Origin of the sequence: Bacteroides neonati (genome assembly GCF_000499785.1) — a bacterium.
GTDB lineage: Bacteria > Bacteroidota > Bacteroidia > Bacteroidales > Bacteroidaceae > Bacteroides > Bacteroides neonati.
Window position 1 is genome coordinate 873,953 of record NZ_HG726020.1, and the last position, 24,412, is coordinate 898,364.

General features: G+C 44.6%; 19 protein-coding genes and 2 pseudogenes. 11 read left to right on the top strand and 10 right to left on the bottom strand.

Annotated elements, in window-relative coordinates; translation table 11 throughout:
- Window positions 1-457 precede the first annotated feature (457 nt).
- From TY03_RS06680 to TY03_RS06705, 6 genes are all read right to left on the bottom strand, one after another.
- Window positions 458-919: a hypothetical protein gene (locus TY03_RS06680; protein ID WP_042368436.1), complete on the bottom strand. Its 462-nt coding sequence runs from the start codon at window positions 917-919 to the stop codon at window positions 458-460.
- A 26-nt stretch (window positions 920-945) separates the two neighbouring features.
- Window positions 946-1,353, bottom strand: a complete 408-nt coding sequence (locus TY03_RS06685; protein WP_042368438.1) for a hypothetical protein — start codon at window positions 1,351-1,353, stop codon at window positions 946-948.
- 17 nt (window positions 1,354-1,370) lie between these two features.
- Entirely contained in the window at window positions 1,371-1,922 is a 552-nt protein-coding gene (locus tag TY03_RS06690; RefSeq protein ID WP_042368440.1) for an RNA polymerase sigma factor, read from the bottom strand.
- A gap of 75 nt (window positions 1,923-1,997) precedes the next feature.
- On the bottom strand, window positions 1,998-2,912 hold the full coding sequence (locus TY03_RS06695; protein WP_042368442.1) for a ribonuclease Z: 915 nt from the start codon (window positions 2,910-2,912) through the stop codon (window positions 1,998-2,000).
- Window positions 2,913-2,983: 71 nt separating this feature from the next.
- Window positions 2,984-4,792: a 30S ribosomal protein S1 gene (gene rpsA, locus TY03_RS06700; RefSeq protein WP_042368444.1), complete on the bottom strand. Its 1,809-nt coding sequence runs from the start codon at window positions 4,790-4,792 to the stop codon at window positions 2,984-2,986.
- Between the two features lie 153 nt (window positions 4,793-4,945).
- Window positions 4,946-7,102, bottom strand: coding sequence for a DUF5686 family protein (locus tag TY03_RS06705; RefSeq protein ID WP_148335621.1), 2,157 nt, complete (start codon window positions 7,100-7,102; stop codon window positions 4,946-4,948).
- A gap of 50 nt (window positions 7,103-7,152) precedes the next feature.
- On the opposite strand from TY03_RS06705, the gene TY03_RS22835 reads away from it, so the two are divergent.
- From TY03_RS22835 to TY03_RS06720, 4 genes are all read left to right on the top strand, one after another.
- Window positions 7,153-7,329: a hypothetical protein gene (locus TY03_RS22835; RefSeq protein WP_222860400.1), complete on the top strand. Its 177-nt coding sequence runs from the start codon at window positions 7,153-7,155 to the stop codon at window positions 7,327-7,329.
- Window positions 7,330-7,394: 65 nt separating this feature from the next.
- Window positions 7,395-9,584, top strand: coding sequence for a glutamine synthetase III family protein (locus TY03_RS06710; RefSeq protein WP_042368446.1), 2,190 nt, complete (start codon window positions 7,395-7,397; stop codon window positions 9,582-9,584).
- Window positions 9,585-9,768: 184 nt separating this feature from the next.
- Window positions 9,769-10,470, top strand: a complete 702-nt coding sequence (locus tag TY03_RS06715) for a Crp/Fnr family transcriptional regulator (protein ID WP_042368448.1) — start codon at window positions 9,769-9,771, stop codon at window positions 10,468-10,470.
- Between the two features lie 43 nt (window positions 10,471-10,513).
- On the top strand, window positions 10,514-12,955 hold the full coding sequence (locus TY03_RS06720; protein WP_042368450.1) for a family 20 glycosylhydrolase: 2,442 nt from the start codon (window positions 10,514-10,516) through the stop codon (window positions 12,953-12,955).
- Between the two features lie 235 nt (window positions 12,956-13,190).
- Here TY03_RS06720 and trxB read toward each other — a convergent pair whose 3' ends face one another.
- From trxB to TY03_RS23205, 4 genes and pseudogenes are all read right to left on the bottom strand, one after another.
- A complete protein-coding gene (trxB, locus tag TY03_RS06725; protein WP_042368452.1) occupies window positions 13,191-14,135 on the bottom strand; it encodes a thioredoxin-disulfide reductase in 945 nt (314 codons plus the stop codon).
- 22 nt (window positions 14,136-14,157) lie between these two features.
- Window positions 14,158-14,799 carry a LolA-like putative outer membrane lipoprotein chaperone gene (locus TY03_RS06730; protein ID WP_042369242.1) on the bottom strand — a complete coding sequence of 214 codons (642 nt, stop codon included), beginning with the start codon at window positions 14,797-14,799 and terminating at the stop codon, window positions 14,158-14,160.
- A gap of 38 nt (window positions 14,800-14,837) precedes the next feature.
- Window positions 14,838-16,475, bottom strand: a pseudogene (locus TY03_RS06735) (DNA translocase FtsK); the annotation flags it as partial.
- Between the two features lie 224 nt (window positions 16,476-16,699).
- Window positions 16,700-17,348 (bottom strand): annotated as a pseudogene (locus tag TY03_RS23205) (DNA translocase FtsK 4TM domain-containing protein); the annotation flags it as partial.
- 184 nt (window positions 17,349-17,532) lie between these two features.
- On the opposite strand from TY03_RS23205, the gene TY03_RS06740 reads away from it, so the two are divergent.
- The 7 genes from TY03_RS06740 to TY03_RS06770 all read left to right on the top strand — a co-directional run bounded on the left by TY03_RS06740 (window position 17,533) and on the right by TY03_RS06770 (window position 24,408).
- Window positions 17,533-18,180 (top strand): DUF5063 domain-containing protein, encoded by a 648-nt coding sequence (locus TY03_RS06740; RefSeq protein ID WP_052332412.1) that lies wholly within the window; start codon window positions 17,533-17,535, stop codon window positions 18,178-18,180.
- Between the two features lie 6 nt (window positions 18,181-18,186).
- Window positions 18,187-18,813, top strand: coding sequence for a 3'-5' exonuclease (locus tag TY03_RS06745; RefSeq protein WP_042368456.1), 627 nt, complete (start codon window positions 18,187-18,189; stop codon window positions 18,811-18,813).
- 23 nt (window positions 18,814-18,836) lie between these two features.
- Window positions 18,837-20,015 carry a class I SAM-dependent rRNA methyltransferase gene (locus TY03_RS06750; protein WP_042368458.1) on the top strand — a complete coding sequence of 393 codons (1,179 nt, stop codon included), beginning with the start codon at window positions 18,837-18,839 and terminating at the stop codon, window positions 20,013-20,015.
- A 310-nt stretch (window positions 20,016-20,325) separates the two neighbouring features.
- Entirely contained in the window at window positions 20,326-21,546 is a 1,221-nt protein-coding gene (locus TY03_RS06755) for a nucleoside permease (protein WP_042368460.1), read from the top strand.
- Window positions 21,547-21,554: 8 nt separating this feature from the next.
- A complete protein-coding gene (locus TY03_RS06760; protein WP_042368462.1) occupies window positions 21,555-22,127 on the top strand; it encodes a bifunctional nuclease family protein in 573 nt (190 codons plus the stop codon).
- A 6-nt stretch (window positions 22,128-22,133) separates the two neighbouring features.
- The gene (locus tag TY03_RS06765; RefSeq protein ID WP_042368464.1) at window positions 22,134-22,823 is read left to right on the top strand and encodes a 16S rRNA (uracil(1498)-N(3))-methyltransferase; all 690 of its coding nucleotides are present in this window, start codon (window positions 22,134-22,136) and stop codon (window positions 22,821-22,823) included.
- 28 nt (window positions 22,824-22,851) lie between these two features.
- The gene (locus TY03_RS06770; protein ID WP_042368465.1) at window positions 22,852-24,408 is read left to right on the top strand and encodes a DUF4836 family protein; all 1,557 of its coding nucleotides are present in this window, start codon (window positions 22,852-22,854) and stop codon (window positions 24,406-24,408) included.
- Window positions 24,409-24,412: the final 4 nt, after the last annotated feature.

The window sequence follows — 24,412 nt, forward strand, 5'->3', positions numbered from 1 at the left end:
GGAATTTAACAATGTTAATAATTTCAATCACTGCACCCCTTCTCTTACACAAAAGTATATAGTTTTGATACCAAAAAGTACGTATTGATAGGGATCAAAACTACCTATTTAACACACTCTTAAAATAGTTCTTTTTCAAGCCAAGAAAAGCTTTTATATAGATATATTAAAAAAGGAAATATACTACTGATATACAATTACTTGAAAGCATTCTATTGATACTCCCAAAGGCTCATCTTTTCTTCTTTCTTTCATGTGATTCTTCACCCCAATAGAACGATACTTATCTATTTCTTAACTTCACTCCCCCAGAAAACAGTTATCCGGGCATCTTAAATGCTTTTCATTCGGCTATATACAGCTTTCTCAAAAGTACTGAAATACCTTATACTATTTACAGCAAAAAGCCACCATCCGCTAAACGAATGGTGGCTTTTATCTTTTCATTTCTTATTCTTTATTTGCGAGGACGTGCTCCGTCGTGCTTCCGGTTTACTCCTTTAAGCAGCTCACGGTGAAAATGCATCTCGGCACGCTGAACCATATAAATCTTCTTACTGGACAATATCTTTTTGAACTTCTCAAAATAAGACTTCTCCAACTGATCCGAAGCAATACGGGTATCATACACTTTCTCCAGAATCTTATTGTATTCGGCTTCCGTTGTATCTTCGTTTCTACCTTTACGAATCAGGCTCCAGGCCTCATCGTTGAGTTGCTTCTTTTGGTCTTGAAGTTCAAAATATATGGGAAAGAATTTGGCTGCCTCTTCCTTTGTTAGCGCTGCTTTCTCTGTAATGAATGCTTGTTGTTTGGCTCTAAATTCCTCGGGGGATAGTCGTTGATCGCATCGTTCAACTGCATGTAGCAACGGTAAGAAGCTCACAACCATTAATAACAGAATAATTACCTTTTTCATTTTTCTACAATCAATTAATATTTTACTTATTCGTCGCCTGCGTCGCTGAGATAAACATACAATGAATAATCATCCATCATCGAAGCATCGAGTGCCGTATTGATATATTGGTCAGACACATTGGTCGTATCAGTTACTTCGGAGGCGATGACTGAATCAGTATCTGCTTGGCGATTGGCGGTTGCCACACGAATAATCAATGCAGCTCCAATAAACATTGCCGCCATGTATGCCCAAGGCTTCACTTTATCCCAAAGAGTCACTTTATGTGTCTCAAAAGTTGCCTTTTCGCGTTCGGGAAGTTTATTCATAACCTCTGAAGTCAGATTATCGAAATAACCTTCGGGTACTTTAAAGGAATTTCCTGCTCCCGCTTTTCGCAATATGTTATCGTCTTCTTTCATATTTCTTCTCCTCTCTTTGTTCTTAGACATTTAATGATAGAAAAGGTTTAATCGATTGATTCTAAAAACTTCTCTATTTTCTTCACAGCATGATGATAAGAGGCCTTAAGTGCTCCTACCGAAGTATTGAGTATCTCGGACATCTCTTCATATTTCATTTCCTGGTAATATTTCAAGTTGAATACCATACGCTGTTTTTCGGGCAGTGTAAGCAATGCCTTCTGCAAAGCCAGTTGAATCTGATCGCCCGAGAAGTAAGTGTCGCTCTCGAGTTTGTCGATCACGGTTGCTTCGGGAGCATCCATAGCCAGTGTATTTGTTGCCCGTTGTTTATTCAAGAATGTAATACACTCATTCATGGCAATACGATAGAGCCAGGTAGATATCTTAGATTCTGCCCGAAAGTAATCGATATTGGTCCATGCTTTGATAAATGTATTCTGAAGAAGGTCGTTGGCGTCATCGTGCGAAAGCACCATCCGACGGATTTGCCAGTATAGTTGCTCGCTATATTGTGCAACAATCCTTTCAAATCCTTTTCGCAGTGTGTCTTCTTCTTGCAAAAGTGCCAGAACCTCGCGTTCATTATATGGATTCATAAATTCATTCGTATATTATTCTGTACAAATATAATGCGTTCTACGCTATTATACAAACTTTGCTCCTGAAAGTTCTCAGAGACTGATACATAGGTTTTCATGGGCTAGAATGGTCGGTTCGAAAACGGCTTTGGCTTCTTCGAGCAATACTTGCTCATCCTCGTAGCGAGCCGAAAAGTGTCCGATTACCAATTGCTTAACATCTGCATCGAGAGCTATTTGTGCTGCTTGCCGGGCAGTACTATGACATGTTTCCTGAGCACGAGCCAATTCGCTTTCGGCAAAAGTCGCTTCGTGAAACAAAAGATCGACCCCACTTATTTGCGGCACTATTTGTTTGCGGTAGATTGTATCGGAGCAGTATGCATAACGCCGGGGGGGAGCTGCCGGATAGGTGAGCACATTATTGGCTATCACCTCGCCTTCGGGGGTTGTGTAGTCGCAACCGTTCTTGATCCGGTTCAATTCGTACACAGGTACCTGATAGTAATCAATTTGATCGCGAATGATGTGATTGGGTCCTTGCTTCTCTGAAAAAAGGAAACCACAACAAGGTATGCGATGCTTCAAGGGAATGGTGGTGACGGTCAGCGAACGATCTTCGTAAACAAGAGTCGGCTGCTTTGTCTCGAATTCATGAAAGATGACCTGATACTTCAGCGTTTTACAAAAGAAGGCGAGCATCGGGGCAAGCAGCTCTTCAAGACCCTTGGGTGAGTGTATATGCAGTTCGGCCGTGCGCCCCAATAGCCCGAAGGTAGAGATAAGTCCGGGCAAACCAAAACAGTGATCGCCGTGAAGATGCGAGATAAAGATGTGATTCAGTCGAGAGAACTTCAGCTTTGATCTGCGAAGTTGCATCTGTGCTCCCTCGCCACAATCGATCATAAAAAGTTTATCGCGCATGTTCACCACTTGCGAAGTGGCAAAGTGGCGTGTGGTAGGCAATGCAGAACCACAGCCCAGGATATGTAATTCGAATTTCTCCATAACAGACGCAAAGATAAAGAAAAAAGGGTATCCGTTGCCAGATACCCTTCTTTTATATAGAAATAATAAGATTACTTCTTACCTTCTAACTGTTCTTTCAAAGCAGCCAGAGCGTCGAAATCGCCCAAAGTTGTAGAAGCAGCTTGGTTTTGAATAGCAGGAGCCGATTCGCTTCTGTTATTGTTGCTGTTTCCGCCCTTCTTAGCATTTGAAGCAGCTTTCTTCTCTGCTCTCTCTTCTGCCTTAGCAACATCTTCGAAAATACGGCTGTGAGAAAGGATGATTCTCTTAGCGTCTTTGTTGAACTCGATTACCTTGAACTCAAGTTTCTCGTCCATCTGAGCTTGTGAGCCATCTTCTTTTACCAAGTGTTTCGGAGTAGCGAAACCTTCAACACCGTAAGGAAGAGCTACAACAGCACCCTTATCCAACATTTCGATGATGGTACCTTCGTGTACCGAACCTACTGTAAATACAGTTTCGAATACATCCCAAGGATTCTCTTCAAGTTGTTTGTGGCCTAAGCTCAAACGACGGTTGTCTTTGTCGATCTCCAATACCTGTACTTCGATGTCTGCACCAATCTGAGTAAATTCAGAAGGATGTTTCACTTTCTTAGTCCAAGAAAGGTCAGAGATATGGATCAATCCGTCAACACCTTCTTCGATTTCTACGAATACACCGAAGTTAGTGAAGTTACGCACCTTAGCAGTGTGCTTAGAAGCTACTGGATATTTTTGTTCGATAGATTCCCATGGGTCTTGTTTCAATTGCTTGATACCCAAAGACATCTTACGCTCTTCGCGGTCCAAAGTCAAGACTACAGCCTCTACATCGTCGCCCACCTTCATGAAGTCTTGAGCTGAACGCAAGTGTTGTGACCAAGACATTTCTGAAACGTGGATCAAACCTTCTACACCAGGAGCAATTTCGATGAATGCACCGTAGTCAGCCATAACCACTACTTTACCCTTCACCTTGTCACCTACCTGAAGTTCAGCGCTCAATGCATCCCATGGGTGAGGAGTCAACTGTTTCAAGCCTAATGCAATACGTTTCTTCTCGTCGTCGAAATCAAGGATTACAACGTTCAACTTCTGATCCAGTTCAACTACCTCTTTCGGATCGCTTACGCGGCCCCAAGAAAGGTCAGTGATATGGATCAAACCGTCTACGCCGCCCAAGTCGATGAATACACCGTAAGAAGTGATGTTCTTAACAGTACCTTCGAGTACTTGACCTTTTTCGAGCTTGCCGATAATTTCTTTCTTCTGTTGTTCCAACTCAGCTTCGATAAGCGCTTTGTGAGATACAACAACGTTTTTGAACTCTTGGTTGATTTTTACTACCTTGAATTCCATTGTCTTTCCAACGAATACATCGTAATCGCGGATAGGCTTCACGTCGATCTGAGAACCTGGCAAGAAAGCTTCGATGCCAAATACGTCAACGATCATACCACCCTTAGTACGACATTTGATGAATCCCTTGATAATTTCTTCATTTTCCAGAGCAGCATTAACGCGATCCCATGAGCGAGTAGCGCGAGCTTTTCTGTGTGACAGTACCAACTGTCCTTTTTTGTCTTCCTGATTTTCGATATACACCTCTACAGTGTCACCTACAGTCAATTCAGGATTGTAGCGGAACTCATTCAAAGGAATGATACCGTCTGATTTGAAACCGATGTTCACCACAACTTCACGTTTGTTCATTGCGATAACAACGCCGTCAACAACCTCGCGATCGCTAACTTTGTTAAGCGTACTGTCGTAAGCTTTTTCTAGATCTTCGTGGCTAGCGCTTGTGAAAGACTCGCCATGTTCGTAGGCATCCCAGTTGAAATCTTCAACAGGAGCGATGTTCTTTAAATTTTCCATTAATAATTTGTTTTGAGATCTTTAATTAAATAAGACATTATATTGATTCTATAAATCGGGCGCAAAGATAAGGTTATTTTCCGGACTGACAAAAAGATATAATAAAAAAGATTAGTGAATTATGGAAGGGATAACTCACTGCAAATAGTTGACTTATCGGTTAAAGAGTTCGAACGTAAACTTACAACCAATACCGGAATATTTGAAGTTTTCGCTGCCTACAAATACACCCACATCAAACACATGAGTGCCGATGCCATAGCCAACCTCAATATACGGATTGAGATGTGGAACACGCAGTGCGCTAATGTAGAGCCGCTCGTTCTGAACATAGCGCGTGTACTTCATCAAGTGACGGAGCATCAGAAAAGGGGCTTCGTAGGTAAAGTGGGCACGGACGTAATTGCGCGACGAGTTGTACCAACGTCCGTCGAGCAGTTGAAAGACTCCTCCGATTTCATCGTTCCACCCCACCGGCAGGTTGTTGCGGGTGAAGTTGGCAAAGTCGACAAAATAGAGTTCATCCGTATTGGTAAATGCACCAAAACCTACCCGATAGTAGATATTGCGCATGAGCCCCAGATGTTTCTTGTGCTGAAGATCGAACTCGATGCGTTCGTATTGACCGTTACTACGAAAGACACCTTTAATGCCACGCTCCCAGTCGACCGAGAAAGTAGGAAAGTTAGAGTATAAATTAATTTTCCGCTTCCCATTCATGTAGTAATACATATAAGGAGTCCACTCGATACGCACACGCGGTGCAAAGCTGATATAGGCACTCTTGATTTTGTCCATCACCTCGGGAGGTGGCAGTACGCCCGGTTTAGTAATGATCAGATTGGACGACTGCACAGGGGTTCGACGATGTGCCGATAAACCAACACTCAAGTCCAATCCGTTTACAATTTCAATGCTATGCCGCAAATTAAAGAACAAGTCGCGGAAATATTCCAGATGAATCTGATCAAAATTAAACAGACTATCGGGCATTGCCTTCAGTTCGTCGAGTACATCGCTACTATAAATACGATTACCGTTACCAAAATTGACATGGATGCCACCGCGCTTCTGAGGCCAATAGTCGAAATCGGTATTTACCGACCAATAAAATTCCTTCCGGGTGAAGTTATACCCAAAACGCGGAACAATACGAAGGAGTTTATCGCCCGCAAACAGACGGTTGTACTTGAAATCTTGACGATACGACAATCCATTGCTACCACCGAAACTTAACAAAAGAGGATTAATAATGGGCGAAAACCTCACTGTGCCCATATTCGAAAGGTTTACGTTATAATCACTGATCAGGAAATCGCCAATCTCTCCCCAAAACACACGCCTTTTAGAAGGTGGTTTTACCGTAACAGTGTCTCGGCGCAGTGCGTGGTCTACATATAATTTCCGTTCTACCGTGGTCAATTCTATCGGGCGGATGGAATCGAAAAAAGCACTGTCTCTACGATATGCATTCGTATCGCACTCCAAGGTGTACGACTCGGTAAGGTCGTAGTTATTCTTCCCTTTCAGGTGTTTCCTTTTTTCTTGTAGCACAATGGAGTCGTAATTCAAAGAGGCTAGATAACTACCATCAACCACATTGTTCATAAACTTAAAACGCATCTTAAATTGGTAATACACGGGCAGAAATTCATTTGATTCGCCCACCTCACCCATTTTTATGTAATTCTCGAACAGGATCAGTTCCGATCGTCCCGAAAACCTAATCTCACGTACACTGCATACATTCGCACTGATCACCATATATCCGCCAACGAGCTGATCGCTCTTGCTCTTGGGTATGAAACGTATCTTGTATTGCACATCATTGGGCTCGCCCATGACCGAATCTAAACGATAATTATAGTATTTCCTCCCGTTTTTGGCAAGAGGAGACAATAACCGGTCATTGAGCAAGGTAGAGGAGTAGATATTGATATGAAAGTATTCGAGCATCTCTCTTTCAAGCCTACCGCTACCGGGAAGGGTACCAATGCTTGCTTTGACCTTTTGGTCGTAAATGCGGGGAGCGGTGTAGTGTAGGTCGCTCGACGATTCAGCGATGTATTCCCTCACCCCCTTTTGCAAACGAAATAAGGTAGGCAGGTAACGAAACATCAGGTTCTTCTTTTTAATGTCGATCTTCCCTTTTATATAAAGTTCTGCACGATATTCTTTCACGATATTCTCATAGAAAGGAGCAAAATTCATGGCACAGGAAACAATCGAGTCGGCCAAAAGCTGATTCCGATAATAAGATTCGGACACGGAAGATGCTGTTCCCTTTACAGAAAAAGAGAATACAAGCATACAAACTATCCCAATCAGCTTCAACCGTTTCAATAGAATACTTTTATTAAATGGAAGCAAATATAAACAAAAACGATGAAAAGAACCGATTTCATGACAGATTAACATTGATTCACTTCAAAACAAAAGACAGACCGGTTTATAAAAAACACAAAAACAGAGAGTACCCCATAAAAAACAGGGGTATTAGAGGAAAAATAGCATTAAAAACGAAAAATACCCCATAAAAATAGATAGCATATCACAAAAACAACTATTTTTGCACCCAATAACTGATAAAAGACAGAGAAGCATGTCAAAAATGAGATTTTTCGCATTACAGGAACTTTCCAACCGATGCCCGTTAGAGGTAAACAGTCCTTCCAACAAACTATCCGACTACTATGGTAGCCATGTATTCGACCGCAAAAAGATGCAGGAGTACCTTCCCAAAGAAGCCTTTAAGGCGGTAGTCAACGCCATCGAAAAGGGTGCACCCATTAGTAGAGAAATGGCAGACTTAATTGCTAACGGCATGAAAAGCTGGGCCAAGTCACTCAACGTAACTCATTATACGCACTGGTTTCAGCCCCTGACCGACGGAACTGCCGAAAAGCATGATGGCTTTATCGAGTTTAGCGAAGACGGGGGAGTCATTGAACGATTCTCGGGAAAATTACTCATTCAGCAAGAGCCGGACGCTTCTTCGTTCCCCAACGGAGGCATTCGCAATACATTCGAAGCACGGGGTTACACCGCTTGGGATGTATCATCGCCGGCATTTGTGGTAGATAGTACCCTATGTATACCTACTATATTTATTTCGTATACGGGCGAGGCACTCGACTATAAAACACCTTTGCTCAAGGCATTGGCAGCAGTCGACAAAGCAGCCACTGAGGTTTGCCAACTGTTCGACAAGAACATTACCCGCGTGTTTACCAATCTGGGATGGGAACAGGAGTATTTTCTGGTAGACTCTTCCTTATATAATGCACGCCCCGACCTTTGCTTGACAGGACGCACATTGATGGGACACTCCTCGGCCAAGGATCAACAATTGGAAGATCACTACTTCGGATCGATCCCACCGCGCGTTACCGCTTTTATGAAAGAACTCGAAATAGAGTGCCATAAACTGGGTATTCCTGCCAAGACACGTCACAACGAGGTTGCGCCCAACCAATTCGAGCTGGCTCCTATCTTCGAAAACGCCAACTTGGCCAACGACCACAATCAGTTGGTAATGGATTTAATGAAGCGTATTGCACGTAAACATCATTTCGCTGTACTGTTTCACGAAAAGCCTTATAGCGGCGTCAATGGTTCGGGCAAGCACAACAACTGGTCGCTGTGTACCGATACCGGCATCAACTTATTTGCTCCGGGCAAGAACCCCAAAGGAAACATGCTTTTCCTTACCTTCTTGGTCAACGTACTGATGATGGTATACAAAAACCAAAACCTACTACGTGCCTCGATCATGAGTGCAGGCAACAGTCACCGTCTGGGAGCCAACGAAGCACCTCCGGCCATTCTTTCTATCTTTCTGGGCAAGCAGCTTTCGGCTACACTCGACGAGATTGTACGTCAAGTAGGCGACTCCAAGATGACTCCCGAAGAGAAAACAACCCTGAAGCTGGGCATCGGTCGTATCCCCGAGATACTCTTAGATACCACCGACCGCAACCGTACCTCTCCGTTTGCCTTTACCGGCAACCGCTTCGAGTTCCGTGCAGCCGGTTCCTCTTCCAACTGTGCCGCTGCCATGATAGCCATCAATGCAGCCATGGCCAATCAGTTGAACGAATTCCGTGTTTCGGTAGAGAAGTTGATGGAAGAGGGCATCAACAAAGACGAAGCCATCTTCCGTTTATTGAAAGAAACGATTCTGGCATCCGAAGCAATCCGCTTCGAAGGAGATGGCTACTCGGAGCAGTGGAAGCAGGAAGCCGAACGTCGTGGACTTACGAATATCTGCCACGTGCCCAAAGCATTGATGCACTATGTCGACAATCAATCTAAATCGGTGCTGATCGGTGAGCGCATCTTCAATGATACCGAGCTGAACTGTCGTCTGGAGGTAGAGCTCGAAAAGTACACGATGAAGGTACAAATAGAAAGTCGTGTATTGGGCGATTTGGCCATCAACCACATCGTACCCATTGCCGTAAGCTACCAAAATAGATTATTAGAGAATCTGAGAGGACTTAAAGAGGTATTCAGTCCCGAAGAGTTTGAAGAAATGAGCGGAGACCGCAAAGAGCTGATTCGCGAGATATCGCGTCGTGTAAGTGCTATCAAGGTACTGGTAAAAGATATGACCGAAGCCCGCAAGGTAGCCAACCACATGGAGAATTATCACGAAAAAGCATTTGCTTATGAAGAGACCGTGCGTCCGTATCTGGATAGTATCCGTGACCATATAGACCACTTGGAATTGGAGATAGATGATGACATCTGGCCACTTCCTAAATACAGAGAACTGCTGTTTACTAAATAGGAGAATTCTTCACAGAAGGCGCAGAGGATACAGAGGAAAAGCCTATCGGGCTACTACACCCCTGTTTTTCCTCCGTGTCTTCATGTATTCTATTTGTAAAAGCAATGAAACTTTTTTCATTTTTATTCTTTTTTTCATTTTTTCTTTCTACATTTGTGCTTTATAACACAGTTTTGCAGCACTTATGGTTAAGATAAACTTGTCGGATATAGATATTTCGGAAAAACTTTCCGATATGTGGGCTCCTTTGAACGAAGAGCAAAGAGACTTTTTGACCAATAACTTCACCTTACAAAATTACAAAAAAAACGAAACCATCTACTGTGAAGGAGAAACACCCACACACTTGATGTGTTTAATCAGCGGAAAGGTGAAAATCTATAAAGACGGTGTAGGCGGCAGAAGCCAAATCATCCGTATGATGAAACCAACAGAATACTTTGGTTATCGTGCCTTCTTTGCCAAAGAAGCTTTTGTAACTGCTGCATCTGCCTTCGAGCCTTCCATCATCGGCCTTGTTCCGATGAGTGCAATCATGCATCTGCTGTCGCAAAACAACAACCTCGCACTTTTTTTCATCAAACAACTCTCAGTCGATTTAGGAATAGCCGACGAACGAACCGTTAATCTCACTCAAAAACACATCCGCGGTCGCTTATCCGAATCACTACTTTTCTTGAAAGAGAGCTATGGACTCGAAGAAGACGGATCTACCCTGAGTATCTACCTCTCGCGCGAAGATCTGGCCAATCTATCGAACATGACAACCTCCAATGCCATCCGTACTTTATCAAACTTTGCTACCGAACGATTAATCACGATCGACGGACGAAAGATTAAGATTATCGACGAAGAGAAACTAAAGAAAATCAGCAAGATAGGATAAACTCTGTTTTTTTATATTATTATACTTAACACACATTTGAATTATGAAGAAAGGAATTCCACTCTTTCTTTTGTCGCTTCTCTTTATCTCCCCCGGATGCAAGCAGACAAAAGAGGTTGTTAACGAGTACAACATTGTTCCCTTACCCAATCAGATGATCCCTCAGGAAGGGCGTTTCGAGCTAAGTTCCAAGGTAAAGGTAGTCACAGCTGCCTGTACACCCGAAGTCAAAACCATAGCCGACAGCTTGGTGGAGCGCATAGCACTCACCTCGGGCATTCGGTTATCGCAAACGGATCAGGCCAACTCGAGTGCTCCGACCATTACATTCGCCATGAACCCCCAACTACCGGCCGAGGGATACGAGCTATCGGTTAAGCCCTCGGGCATTATCCTTTCGGCTTCTCAACCCAATGGCTTTTTCTATGGGGTGCAGTCACTCTATCAATTATTACCACCGGCTGTTTATGGTCGCACGAAAGATAAAAAAGCAGCCTGGTCTGTTCCGGCAGTCGAAATACAAGATGCTCCGCGCTTTCCTTATCGAGGACTGATGCTCGACGTATGCCGGCACTTCTCCGAATTAGACTACATTTATAAGTTCATCGACCAACTGGCGGCGCATAAGATGAATACCTTCCACTGGCATCTTACCGACGATCAGGGATGGAGAATCGAGATCAAGAAATACCCGAAACTAACAGAGATCGGATCAAAGCGCAAAGAAACACTGGTGGATTATTACTATACGAATTGGCCGCAGATATTCGATGGCAAAGAGCATGGCGGATACTATACGCAAGAGCAGATCAAAGCGGTAGTTGCCTATGCAGCCTCTAAATACATCACCGTGATTCCCGAAATTGAGATGCCGGGACACGCCGTTGCAGCCATTGCCTCCTACCCCGAACTATCGTGTACCCCCGACACCACTTACGATGTAACGGGCACTTGGGGTGTATTCGATCAGGTGTTCTGTCCCAAAGAAGAGACTTTCGCCTTTCTGGAGGGAGTACTCGATGAGGTGGTTGAGCTCTTCCCCAGCTCGTACATCCACATCGGTGGAGACGAATGTCCTAAAACAGCCTGGAAAAACTGCGACCACTGTCAGACACTCATCCGCACATTAGGATTGAAAGACGACACTACCCCCAATGCAGTCGATGGTAAGAAACATACGAAGGAAGAAAAGCTGCAAAGCTACGTCATCACCCGCATGGAGAAATACCTCAACAGCAAAGGACGCAACATCATCGGATGGGACGAAATACTGGAAGGCGGACTGGCTCCCAACGCCACCGTGATGTCATGGCGTGGTGTAGAGGGTGGAATTACGGCTGCCAAAGCAGGTCACAACGCCATTATGACGCCGAATCCGTACGTTTACCTCGATCATTATCAAGAAGATCCGGAGTTTGCACCCACCACCATCGGCGGATACAATACGCTTAAGAAGACATATAGCTACAACCCGGTGCCCGACGATGCAGATGAATTGGTGAAAAAACACATCATCGGCCTACAAGGAAACATCTGGAACGAGTATATGCAGAACGACGAACGACGCGATTATCAAACCTTTCCGCGCGCCATAGCCATTGCCGAAACCGGATGGACGGAGAATCGAAACAAAAACTGGAACAGTTTCTGCCGGCGCATGGTAGAGGAGTTCGAGCGCATGGATATCATGCAGGTGAAAGCGTGTCGCAACTTCTTCGACGTCAACATCAACACACATGTAGAGCCCGGCAGCGGTGTATTGAACGTAGTGCTCGAAAGCTTCTACCCCAATGCCGACATACGCTATACAACGGATGGAAGCGAACCCACAGAGCAATCGGAACGCTATACGCAACCCTTCGCCTTGACGGGACAGCTGGATTTGAAAGCAGCTGTATTCAACAAAGATAAACGCTTGGGCAAGGTAAGTAGCAAATCACTTTACGGCAACCTTATCAGCGGAAAGCGGTTTACCACCACACCCGCCATGGGATGGGCAACGGGAGATGCAGTCAATGAGTACGATGTGCTTGGAGCAGATAGCACCACACTGGGACTGACCAACGGCAAACGCGGCAACAACGCCTCGTACGCCCCTTGGACAAGTTTCGGCATGAGCGATACCTGCGGCGAACTTGAGTTTATCGTAAACATGGAAAAGCCCACAAAGATCAGCAAGGTGGTTTTCGGTTCTTTATTTAACCCTGCCTATCGCATCCTACCTGCCGGTGGAGCTTCGGTAGAGGTATCGAACGATGGAGTACAATATCGGGAAGTTGCCGCATCGACCTTCGCGAGACAATTCCCCCCAAAGGGTCGCAAAGCCTATACCGATTCACTCAGTTTTCAGCCCACTGAAGCTCAGTTTGTGAAAGTGAAGATACAAAACGGAGGCACCCTGCGCAACGGAATCGATTGTCGCAAAGACACTCCCGGAGAAATCATCCATGCCGATCTGTACATTGACGAGATAGAAATTTATTAAGGCCGTAGAGAATAGAATAAAAAACGGCGAAGAATCTCAAAAAGATGGCGAGAAATATAAAAAAGACGGCGGCTTTTTCGAAAAAGGCCGCCGTCTTTTTTTACACAAAAATAGTTGTATTTATAAGCAGCTCAGTTCATGAAAATAAGACATGGAGAGTTGCCACTTTTTAGAAATAGCTATTTTCACCTTATATATAAGGGGTCATAAAGTTGTTTATCTACTTTTTCAAAGCTTACAAACCTCTTTCGGACAAATATCTTTCAGCTTCAATAGCAGCCTTGCAGCCACTGCCGGCAGCCGTAATCGCTTGACGATAATGTGGATCGGCCACATCGCCGGCAGCAAATACACCCGGTACGTTGGTGCGGGGAGAATTGTCTTCGGTTAAGATGTAACCGGTTTCGTCAGTATCGATGTAGGGTTTGAATATATCCGAATTGGGTTGATGACCGATGGCCAAAAAGAAACCGTCGATAGGCAAGCTATAACGTTTTTCGTCAGCTGCACCAAAGCGTTCCACCAGGTTCACACCCTCAACACCGTTGTCGCCATACAGTCCCACAGCATTGTGCTCGAACAGTACTTCGATCTTATCGTGATTCATGACGCGCTCCTGCATGATTTTCGATGCACGCAAGAAAGGCTTGCGCACGATGAGGTACACCTTCGAAGCCAAACCGGCCAAGTAGATGGCCTCTTCGCATGCAGTGTCTCCACCACCGACAACGGCTACTACCTTCTTACGGTAAAAGAATCCGTCGCACGTAGCACAGGCACTAACACCCATACCTGCATATTTCTTCTCATCTTCGAGTCCTAAATATTTCGCTGTGGCACCGGTGGCTATAATCAGGGTTTGCGCTTCGATGGTTTTCTCGCCATCGATCACGATCTGATAGGGAGCGTTGGTCAGATCAGACGCTGTGGCTATACCAAAACGAATATCTGCACCAAAGCGTTCGGCCTGCGTACGCAAGTCTTCCATTAACTTAGGGCCGTCGATTCCTTGAGGGTAGCCGGGAAAATTCTCTACCTCGGTAGTTGTAGTCAACTGTCCGCCGGGCTGAAGTCCTTCATAAAGTACCGGCGATAAATTAGCACGTCCGGCGTATATAGCAGCTGTGTAACCAGCCGGTCCTGAACCGATGATCAGGCATCTTACTTTTTCAATTTCCATTCTTTATTCTTTTTTCTTAGTTTTATCTTAAGTCTATAATCTCTGCATTTGGATATTGCTTCTTATTAAAAACAAACAGATTATCTGTATAGTTCAAGCCCGCCTGATAGCTTGTGATGGTGATTTCGCTGCGTGTTTTATCACGCATTTCGGCATCAATACGCATCGGCTGATAAGAATCCTTAGCAATGTAAAGTTTAATATGCGCCAACTCCTGCTGTTTGTTTGTAGCAGTGAGGATTACTTCGTACACCGATTTCCCCAGCCATACCTTCGTACTTCCCAACCGATAGGAAAATCCTTTCTGATACAGATAGAGCAGTGCATAGGGATTCATGCTTTGCAACTCGGCTGCGGTGGGGGTGCTTACGTTAACCTCGTCGCTTCCGTCAAGGTAGCTCCATTGCGTTTTTCCATCAAACCAAGTGGTTACATCGGGAGTTTTCAGGAGAAACTTTTCACCTTTCAGTTGAATGGCTCCACCCGAATCGACTATCTGTCGGCCTTTACTGAAAACCTTGATACGGAAGTCCGCTTTCACACCACCGGCCTTCTCGAAGGTAGCAGCCGTTTTGTCGAGTACTGTTCGTGCTTCCTTCTGCTGTTGGGCAAACAGGGGTAAGGCGAAGAATGCGATTAAAATGCTAATTATATACTTCATGATCTCTACGAGCAATCAGCTCATTATGGTTTAACAGTCAGTTATTGTATATTGTTCAGTCTCATGCCGAGATCGTTCTCATCGACACACAGCACCTCGCGTGCTTTACTACCTTGTGTAGGGCCTACGATACCTGCCTTTTCAAGCTGATCCATGATGCGACCGGCACGGTTATAACCGATGGAAAATTTACGTTGAATTAACGAAGTAGAGCCTTGCTGATGAATAACGATCAGACGGGCAGCCTCTTCAAACAACGGATCGAGGCGTCCCATGTCAACATCCGCCAAGTCGCTTCCTCCATCATCTGTAGTACACTCCGGCAGGAAGAAGGCAGTAGGATAACCCTGCTGACGGGCAATGAACTTCGTGATCTCCTCCACCTCCGGAGTATCGATGAATGCACACTGTACACGTACCGGATCGGCTCCTTGCAAAAAGAGCATATCACCACGACCAATGAGCTGATTGGCTCCCGGCCGGTCAAGAATGGTACGCGAATCCATCATAGCCGATACACGGAAAGCCACACGAGCCGGGAAGTTGGCCTTGATGGTTCCGGTAATGATATTCGTAGTGGGTCGCTGTGTAGCAATAATCATGTGGATACCTACCGCACGAGCCAACTGGGCAATACGGGCGATGGGCAGTTCGATTTCCTTTCCGGCGGTCATGATCAAGTCACCGAACTCATCGATCACTACAACGATATAAGGCATAAACTTATGTCCTTTCTCGGGGTTCAGCCGACGGTTGACAAACTTCTCATTATACTCTTTGATATTACGTACATGCGCTGCCTTAAGCAGGTCGTAACGAGCATCCATCTCCACACAAACCGAGCTGAGTGTCTGCACCACCTTGGTAACATCGGTAATGATCGGATCGCCTCCATCGGGCAACTTGGCCAGAAAGTGATTCTCAATCACCGAATAGATACTAAACTCTACCTTTTTAGGATCAACCAACACAAACTTCAATTCGGACGGATGCTTCTTATATAATAAGGAGGTGATGATGGCATTCAATCCCACCGATTTACCCTGACCGGTAGCACCGGCCACCAGCACGTGGGGCATTTTACAGAGATCGACCATAAACACCTCGTTGGTGATGGTTTTTCCGAAAGCAATGGGCAGGTCATACGTAGACTCCTGAAACTTCTTACTACCGATAATCGATTGACCGGAAACAAGTTTCGGGTTCGAGTTAGGAACCTCGATACCAATGGTTCCCTTGCCGGGAATCGGTGCAATGATACGAATACCCAAAGCCGAAAGGCTCAATGCGATATCATCTTCCAATCCCCTGATTTTGGAGATACGTACTCCTTGCTCGGGAGTTATTTCGTAGAGCGTAACCGTAGGTCCTACGGTAGCCTTGATTGTACTTATCTCGATACCGAAGCTTCTCAGCGTATTGATAATGCGATCCTTATTAGCGTTCTGCTCTTCCATATTGATGGTTGGTTCGCTATTCTCATAGTACTTCATCAACTCCACCGTCGGAAAACGATAGTTCTCCAAATCAAGTTTCGGGTTGTAAGGTTCTTGTTCGACTCCGTGATAAGCTTCATCATCGTCGGCAGGAGCTTCTATTTCGAACTCAGGCTCGTGGGCTGCCGACTGTACCTGAAAAGGGGGCACCGAATCGGTTGTAGTATCTTCGAAGGTCATCGCCAGCTCTTCCTCATCGGCAGGCTCATGCAACTCATTCGAAGCAGGAGTAGCAGATATCGGCCTTTGCAACTCTTCGGGTTTTGGCTTGGATACCTCCTGCTTATACGTGCGGTCAACAGCAAACTCTACCTCCTGAGGTTGCGGATTAACAAACTCTTGCGGTCTCTCCTCTTTGATCGCTTCGGCCTTGTCAGCCTCGCCGTTGAACAAATCAGATGCTTCACGTTCTTCACGCTGTTTGCGTTTCAGAAAACTAAGGGTCAGCAATTTGCGTAGCCAAACAATCGTTTTTGTACTTATATAAATAAAGAAAACAATCGCAGTAGCCAATAAGATCATCCACACACCCGGAACACCGACCTGCGAGATCATCCATTTACTGATATTGTATCCGTGGCGTCCTCCCAAGTATATAAATGAATCCTGATACGTATCCATGAATGCGAATCCGAGGAAAACAGAAGTCCATACAATCAATAAAGCGCAACAGATAAACCATTTCCAGATACGAACCACCCGCACGCGCATCAGCTTCAGTCCTACAACAGCCAGAAACACCAAGATAAAGAAAGAAGATACACCAAAGCAGTCGTTGATCAAATAACTGGCCAACTGCGCACCTCGCGATCCGGCATAGTTCTTTACCTGATTATTTACCTCAGACAGGTCCTGCGGATTACCACTGTCGATAATACTCTGATCGGAAGCACCTGTGAAGAAAAAGGACGAAAACGCCAACAGTAAATAAACGGAAAATATCACCAGAACCAATCCAATGACGAAATGAATGGTTTCATTCTTAAAGAATGCAACTAGCTTATTGGTAGAAACCGATTTCTCTTCGACTTCTTTTTCTATTTTCTTTTTTGCCATGAGTTTTGTTACCTTGAATAGTTGATGCAAAAGTAGCAAAAAAACAATAAACATCTCCACTAAATTCCCGAAAGTTATACGTTGTCATAAAAACTCCTTTCTTGCCCATATTGACTGTTTTTGTAATGAATCTCACTGCTCATTCAATCCTTTTTGCTACCTTTGCGTTTCAATTCAAGCAGATATGGAAAAAGGAAGTCAAGTTATATTCGAAAAAAGTGTCTCTGAGTTCGTTATAGTAGCCGCCGAGGTTTGCCGCTGTTTCGAACGTGCAGGAAGCATGAAGCGCAAAGAGTTTATCGACCAAAGTTTAAAGTTACTTCCGCTGCTTTATCTCAAGGCAACTTTGCTGCCCAAATGCGAAGCCATGGAAGAAGACGACCTCGAAACCTACGTAACCGAAGAGTTGTACGAAGAGGTACGCTCCAACTTAGCCCGTGTAATGGGCGAAAAAGATGATTACCTGGAGGTTTTCCTTCCCGACATGGCCTACAGTGACCAACCCATCCGCAAATGTATCTCCGAAGAACTGGCCGATATCTACCAGGACATTCGCGACTTTATCTTCATCTTCGGTTTAGGACTCAATCAAACAATGCACGATTCGCTGGCACGATGTATCGAGAACTTTGGTCCTATTTGGGGACAAAAGTTGGTAAATACCTTACGCGCCATCCACGATGTAAAATACAACATCGACCCCGATGATGAAACATTCGAGGATGAAGACTTACCGTATGACGATAGCGAGGAGGAACTGGATGAAGCGGACGCTGCATTTGAGATGAGAGAATTGGAAGAAGAAGAAAAATTTGACGAGGAAGAGGACTAAAAAAGAATGATTGTAAAAAGAACTATAAGCAAAGAAGCCGTTAAAGAACTACCCAAAGCTGTTTTTGCAGGAAGAATATTTGTCATCCAAACCGAAGCGGAGGCAGATAAGGCTGTTGCCTATTTGCAATCGCAGGCAGTGGTAGGTATCGATAGCGAAACACGCCCATCCTTTACCAAAGGACAGTCTCATAAAGTGGCTTTGTTGCAGATCTCCTCGGATGAATGCTGCTTCTTGTTTCGCTTAAACATAACAGGGCTTACCCCTTCATTGATCGAACTGTTAGAGAATCCGTCGGTAATGAAGATCGGCCTTTCGCTTCGCGATGATTTTATGATGTTGCACAAACGCGCACCATTCACCCCACAGAAATGCATTGATCTGCAAGATTATGTTCGCCCATTCGGTATTCAGGATAAAAGCCTTCAAAAAATATATGGCATCCTTTTCAATGAGAAAATATCCAAATCGCAACGTCTTTCCAATTGGGAGGCAGATGTACTGACCGATGCACAAAAACAGTACGCAGCTACCGACGCATGGGCTTGTCTTCATATCTACAACCTGCTTCAGGAACTCAAGGCAAGCGGCAATTTTGAGCTGGCACCCGAAGAGACCGAAACAATCAAATAATCCACCATTAATTATAACCTATAATGTACAAAGTATATCTCAAACCCGGTAAAGAAGAGTCGTTAAAGCGATTTCACCCTTGGATCTTTTCAGGAGCTATCGCCCGCTTCGATGGCGAACCCGAAGAAGGCGAAGTGGTAGAGGTCTATACCTCTCAAAAAGAATTCATTGCTGCCGGGCATTTTCAAGTGGGAAGCATTGCGGTGCGCGTACTTACATTTCGACAAGAACCTATCGACCACCTGTTCTGGAAGCATAAACTGCAAGTTGCGTATGATATGCGTTGTGCGATAGGCGTTGCCACCAACCCCACAAACGACACCTATCGCTTGGTACATGGCGAAGGAGATACATTACCCGGACTGGTCATTGACGTATACGCCAAAACGGCCGTTATGCAAGCTCACTCGGCAGGTATGCACATGGATCGTATGGCCATTGCCGAAGCATTGTCCGAGGTCATGGGCGATCGGATTGAAAACATCTACTATAAGTCTGAAACAACTTTGCCTTTCAAGGCCGATCTGTTTCCCGAAAACGGATTCTTAAAAGGAGGAAGCAGTGACAACCTCGCTCAGGAATACGGATTAAAGTTTCACGTAGATTGGCTAAAAGGACAAAAGACGGGTTTCTTTGTCGATCAACGCGAAAACCGCAGCCTGCTCGAACGATACTCTAAGGGACGTTCTGTTTTGAATATGTTCTGCTATACCGGAGGATTCTCATTCTATGCCATGCGCGGAGGGGCTCATCTGGTACACTCGGTAGACAGTTCGGCAAAAGCCATCGACCTGACCAATAAGAACGTTGAACTAAACTTCCCCGGCGATCAACGCCATGCAGCTTATGCAGACGATGCCTTCAAGTATCTCGACCGTATGGGCGACCAATACGATTTGATCGTTCTCGACCCTCCGGCTTTTGCCAAACACAGAGATGCATTGCGCAACGCATTGCAAGGATATCGTAAACTGAATGCAAAAGCGTTTGAGAAGATCAAACCCGGTGGTATTTTGTTCACCTTCTCTTGCTCGCAGGTGGTAACTAAGGATAATTTCCGTACGGCAGTATTTACAGCTGCGGCAATGTCGGGACGTAGTGTACGCATCTTGCATCAGCTCACCCAGCCCGCCGATCACCCGGTAAGTATCTATCATCCCGAAGGCGAATACCTCAAAGGATTGGTACTCTATGTAGAGTAAACCGACTCTATACAACAAAAAACGGAAACGAAAAATATAATTAATGTTAATACGTGGATTTTTTAAGCGAAAAGCTATGTTGTATAACATAAACCCATTATCTTTGCACTGTGTTTTTCATGGTATTAGATTTAAGGTTATGAAGATTGGTTGTCGAGATGACAATCAATTTTTTTTTGCCCCTACTCCTCATCAGCTTATTTATACCTGTACCCCTCATTTTTAAAAACAACAGACAGCTATCTTTAGAAAAAAAACATTATTTTTGCCAAATATAAAATATAGATAAAGATAAAATAAAAGTAGCAGTATGAGCATAAAGTTTCGTTTGATTATCATGAATTTTCTCCAGTACGCAATCTGGGGAGCATGGCTTATTTCACTAGGAGCCTATTTAGGTGGTGGGTTAGAGTTCTCCGGACGTCAGATCGGTAGTTTTTTTGCAACAATGGGTATCGCCTCCCTCTTTATGCCCGCCATCATGGGCATTATTGCCGACCGTTGGGTTCCCGCACAAAAACTGCTGGGTATTTGTCACTTAATTGCAGCAGTGCTTATGATAGCAGCAGCTCCTCAAACAGATTATGTTCCTCTATACTCGCTGATACTTTGTAGCGTCATGTTTTATATGCCTACTATTTCGCTATCCAACTCGGTAGCCTATAATGCATTGAGCAAGGCAGGACTTGAAACGGTCAAAGCCTTCCCTCCTATCCGCGTATGGGGTACGGTAGGTTTTATCGTAGCCATGATTGCAGTCGATCTATTGGGTTTTGCCAGATCGTCGATGCAGTTATATTTCTCGGCTGCATTAAGCGTTATATTAGGTGCCTATGCATTTACACTTCCCAACTGTCCGGTTGCCAAGATGGCGAAAAACCAATCTTGGATCGACGTTATGGGACTGCGGGCTTTTGCCTTATTCAAACAAAAGAAGATGGCTATCTTCTTCCTCTTCTCAATGCTTTTGGGCGTATCTCTACAAATAACCAACGCCTTTGGCAATGACTACCTGACCAACCACTTCGGAAGTAATCCGGCATATGCGGGCACATTTGGTGTAGAACACGCCAACATTCTTATTTCACTTTCGCAAATGTCCGAAACGCTGTGCATCCTTCTCATACCATTCTTCTTGAAACGCTTCGGTATTAAAAATGTAATGCTTATCAGTATGTGTGCCTGGGTACTTCGCTTTGCTCTTTTAGGAGCAGGCAATCCGGGTAGTGGCGTATGGATGCTTATTCTTTCGATGATGGTTTATGGAGTCGCTTTTGATTTCTTCAACATTTCGGGCTCGTTATATGTTGATAAAGAAACAGACCACTCCATCCGCTCGAGTGCACAAGGCGTATTCATGATTATGACCAACGGTTTCGGTGCATTCTTCGGTTCGTATGCAGCCGGCGAAGTAGTGGATCGAATGGGGTGGCCTGCATCATGGTTTGTCTTTGCGGGTTATGCAGTGGTAGTTACGGTATTATTTGCTATTATATTTAAATACAAGCACGATCCGAAGGCAGTTATATAAAGATTAGAATGGAAAGAAAGGTAGAGTTACAGGTTATCAATATTACCAACAGCCAGGCGCAGGTAGGTGCTTACGCCATGCTGTTGGGCGAAGTAAACGGTCAACGAAAGCTTCCTATCATTATTGGACCTGCCGAAGCACAATCTACCGCACTCTGCTTAAAAGGAATTCAAACACCGCGCCCACTTACACACGAGTTATTCAACACCTGCTTAAATATATTGGGGGCTACGCTTTACCGTGTACTCATTTACAAAGTAAACGAAGGTGTTTTTTACTCCTATATCTACCTTCGGAAAGAAGATACCGTCATACGTATCGATGCACGTACCTCAGATGCTGTAGCCTTGGCTGTTCGTGCAGATGCACCGATCTACATTTATGAAAGCATTCTCGACAAAGAGTGCCTTCATATACAAGAAGGCGAAGAAAAAGAACCGGTACCCGAAGAAGCAGATTTGTCTATAGATCGTGAACCGACCAACCTGTCCATACTTCAAGAACAGCTGAATGAAGCCATTAAGCAAGAGAATTATGAGCTCGCAGCTCAGTTGCGAGACGAAATACAACGACAAAAATAATTAATCATGCATGTATTCTATACTCCCGATATACAAATAAAAGCCGAACTTCCCGAAGAAGAAGCTCAACACTGCATCCGTGTTTTACGCTTAACAACAGGCGATGAAATAACCCTAACCGATGGTAAAGGCAGCTTTTATCGCGCAGAGATAAGTGCTGCAACCAACAAACGATGCATGGTAACCATTCTGGAAACAATCGGTCAAGATCCCTTATGGGAAGGGCATTTGCACATTGCCATGGGGCCAACCAAAAACATGGATCGCAACGAATGGTTTGCCGAGAAAGCAACAGAGATAGGGATGGATGAACTGAGTTTCCTCAACTGCCGGTACTCCGAGCGAAAAGTAATTAAAACCGAACGCATCGAAAAGATATTGGTTTCGGCTATGAAGCAATCACTCAAGACACGTCTTCCCAAGCTGAACCCGATGATAGACTTCGACAAGTTTATCGAACAGAAGTTCGACGGTCAAAAGTTCATCGCTCATTGCTACGAAGGCGAAAAGCCCCTATTGAAAGATGTTTTTAAAAGAGGCGAAGATGCATTGGTGTTAATCGGTCCCGAAGGAGACTTTAGCGAAGAAGAGGTTAAAAAAGCACTGGATAAAGGCTTTGTGGCAATCAGCCTAGGCAAGTCAAGATTGCGCACAGAGACTGCTGCTTTGGTAGCCTGTCATACGCTACATATGTAGAGTAACAACATTTTAAATCTAAGATAGTATGGTAAAGAATTTGATTTCTCGTCTCTCGGTACTGATTGTACTGATTGCTTTTCTGGCAGCTTGTTCTAAAAAAGCGGAATACACCCATGTTATTCCTGCCGATGTAACGGCTATTGCAGCCTTCGACTTACAATCATTGCACGATAAAGCCGGATTGAACGACAAGGACAATGCAGCAGCCAAACAAAAGTTGATAGATGCGCTGAAGAGTGGAGTCAATGCCGCTACCTTTCAGCAACTGGAGAAGATCATCAACAACCCTTCCGAATCGGGCGTCGATATAAAGTCACCAATCTATCTGTTTTCGGCTACTTCCTTCCCATACACGACCTTGGCAGCCAAAGTAAACAATCAAGAAAACCTGCGTGCCTCGCTCGATATCATGGTCAAAGAGCAAATCTGCCAACCGATAGCAGAAGCCGACGGATACAGTTTTACCACCATCAATGGTAACAGTCTCTTAGCGTTCAGTCCAACCACGATCTTACTGATCGAGGTCAGTGGAACCACTCAAACCGAAGAGGTTAAAAAAACACTTACCAACCTGCTCAAACAAACAGCCGATAACAGTATTGAGAGTAACCCCGGTTTCAAAAAGATGCAGAAAGAAACAGGAGATGTTACTTTCTTCGCCTCGATGGCGGCTATTCCCGAGATGTATACCAGCCAAGCCAGTATGGGTCTTCCGGGCAATGTAAATCCGAGAGACGTTATGGTGTTGGGCAACCTTAGTTTCGAGAAAGGAAGAATCGCCTTACAGTTCGAATATTTTTCGGAAAACAAAGAGGTAGAAGCCATGATCAAAAAGAGCGAAAAAGCCCTGATCAAGTTAAACGGCAATTTATTGAAATACTTCCCCGCCTCTACGCTTGCCTTTGCCAATGTAGGAGCCAACGGTACCGAACTCTACAACTTACTGCTCGAGAACAAGGAATTCACCAACAATGTAACGCTGGCACGGGCTGAGGAGATGAAAGAGTTGTTCGGCTCGTTCGACGGCGACATCGCTGCCGGACTGTTGAATGTATCAATGAAAGAGAATGCCGCCACCTTCCTTCTGTACGCCGATATAAAGAACGACAAAGTGTTGAAAACGATTTATGCGAACAAACAGTCCTTGAAGCTCGGCAAAGGAGAGGAGTTGCTACAGTTGGGCGATAATGAGTATGTGTATAAATCAAGAAGCATGAATGTATTTTTCGGCATACGCAACAAGCAACTTTATGCAACCAACGACGAATTAATCTATAAGGAAATAGGCAAAGCAGCCGACAAGTCGATCAAAGATAGTGGCTACGCTTCGGATATGAAAGGTAAAAATGCATTCTTTGCCATTAACATAGAAGCGATTCTCGAACTACCCATCGTAAAGATGATGATCGGTTTTGGTGGCGAAGAGTATAAGATGTACGCTACACTCGCCTCTCAACTGTCTTACCTCGAAATAGGTGTCGATGAGAATGGCAAAAGCGAAATGGCACTTGTACTGAAAAACAAAGATATCAACGCACTCAAACAAATAACAGACTTTGCCAAACAGTTTGCAGGCATGTAACATC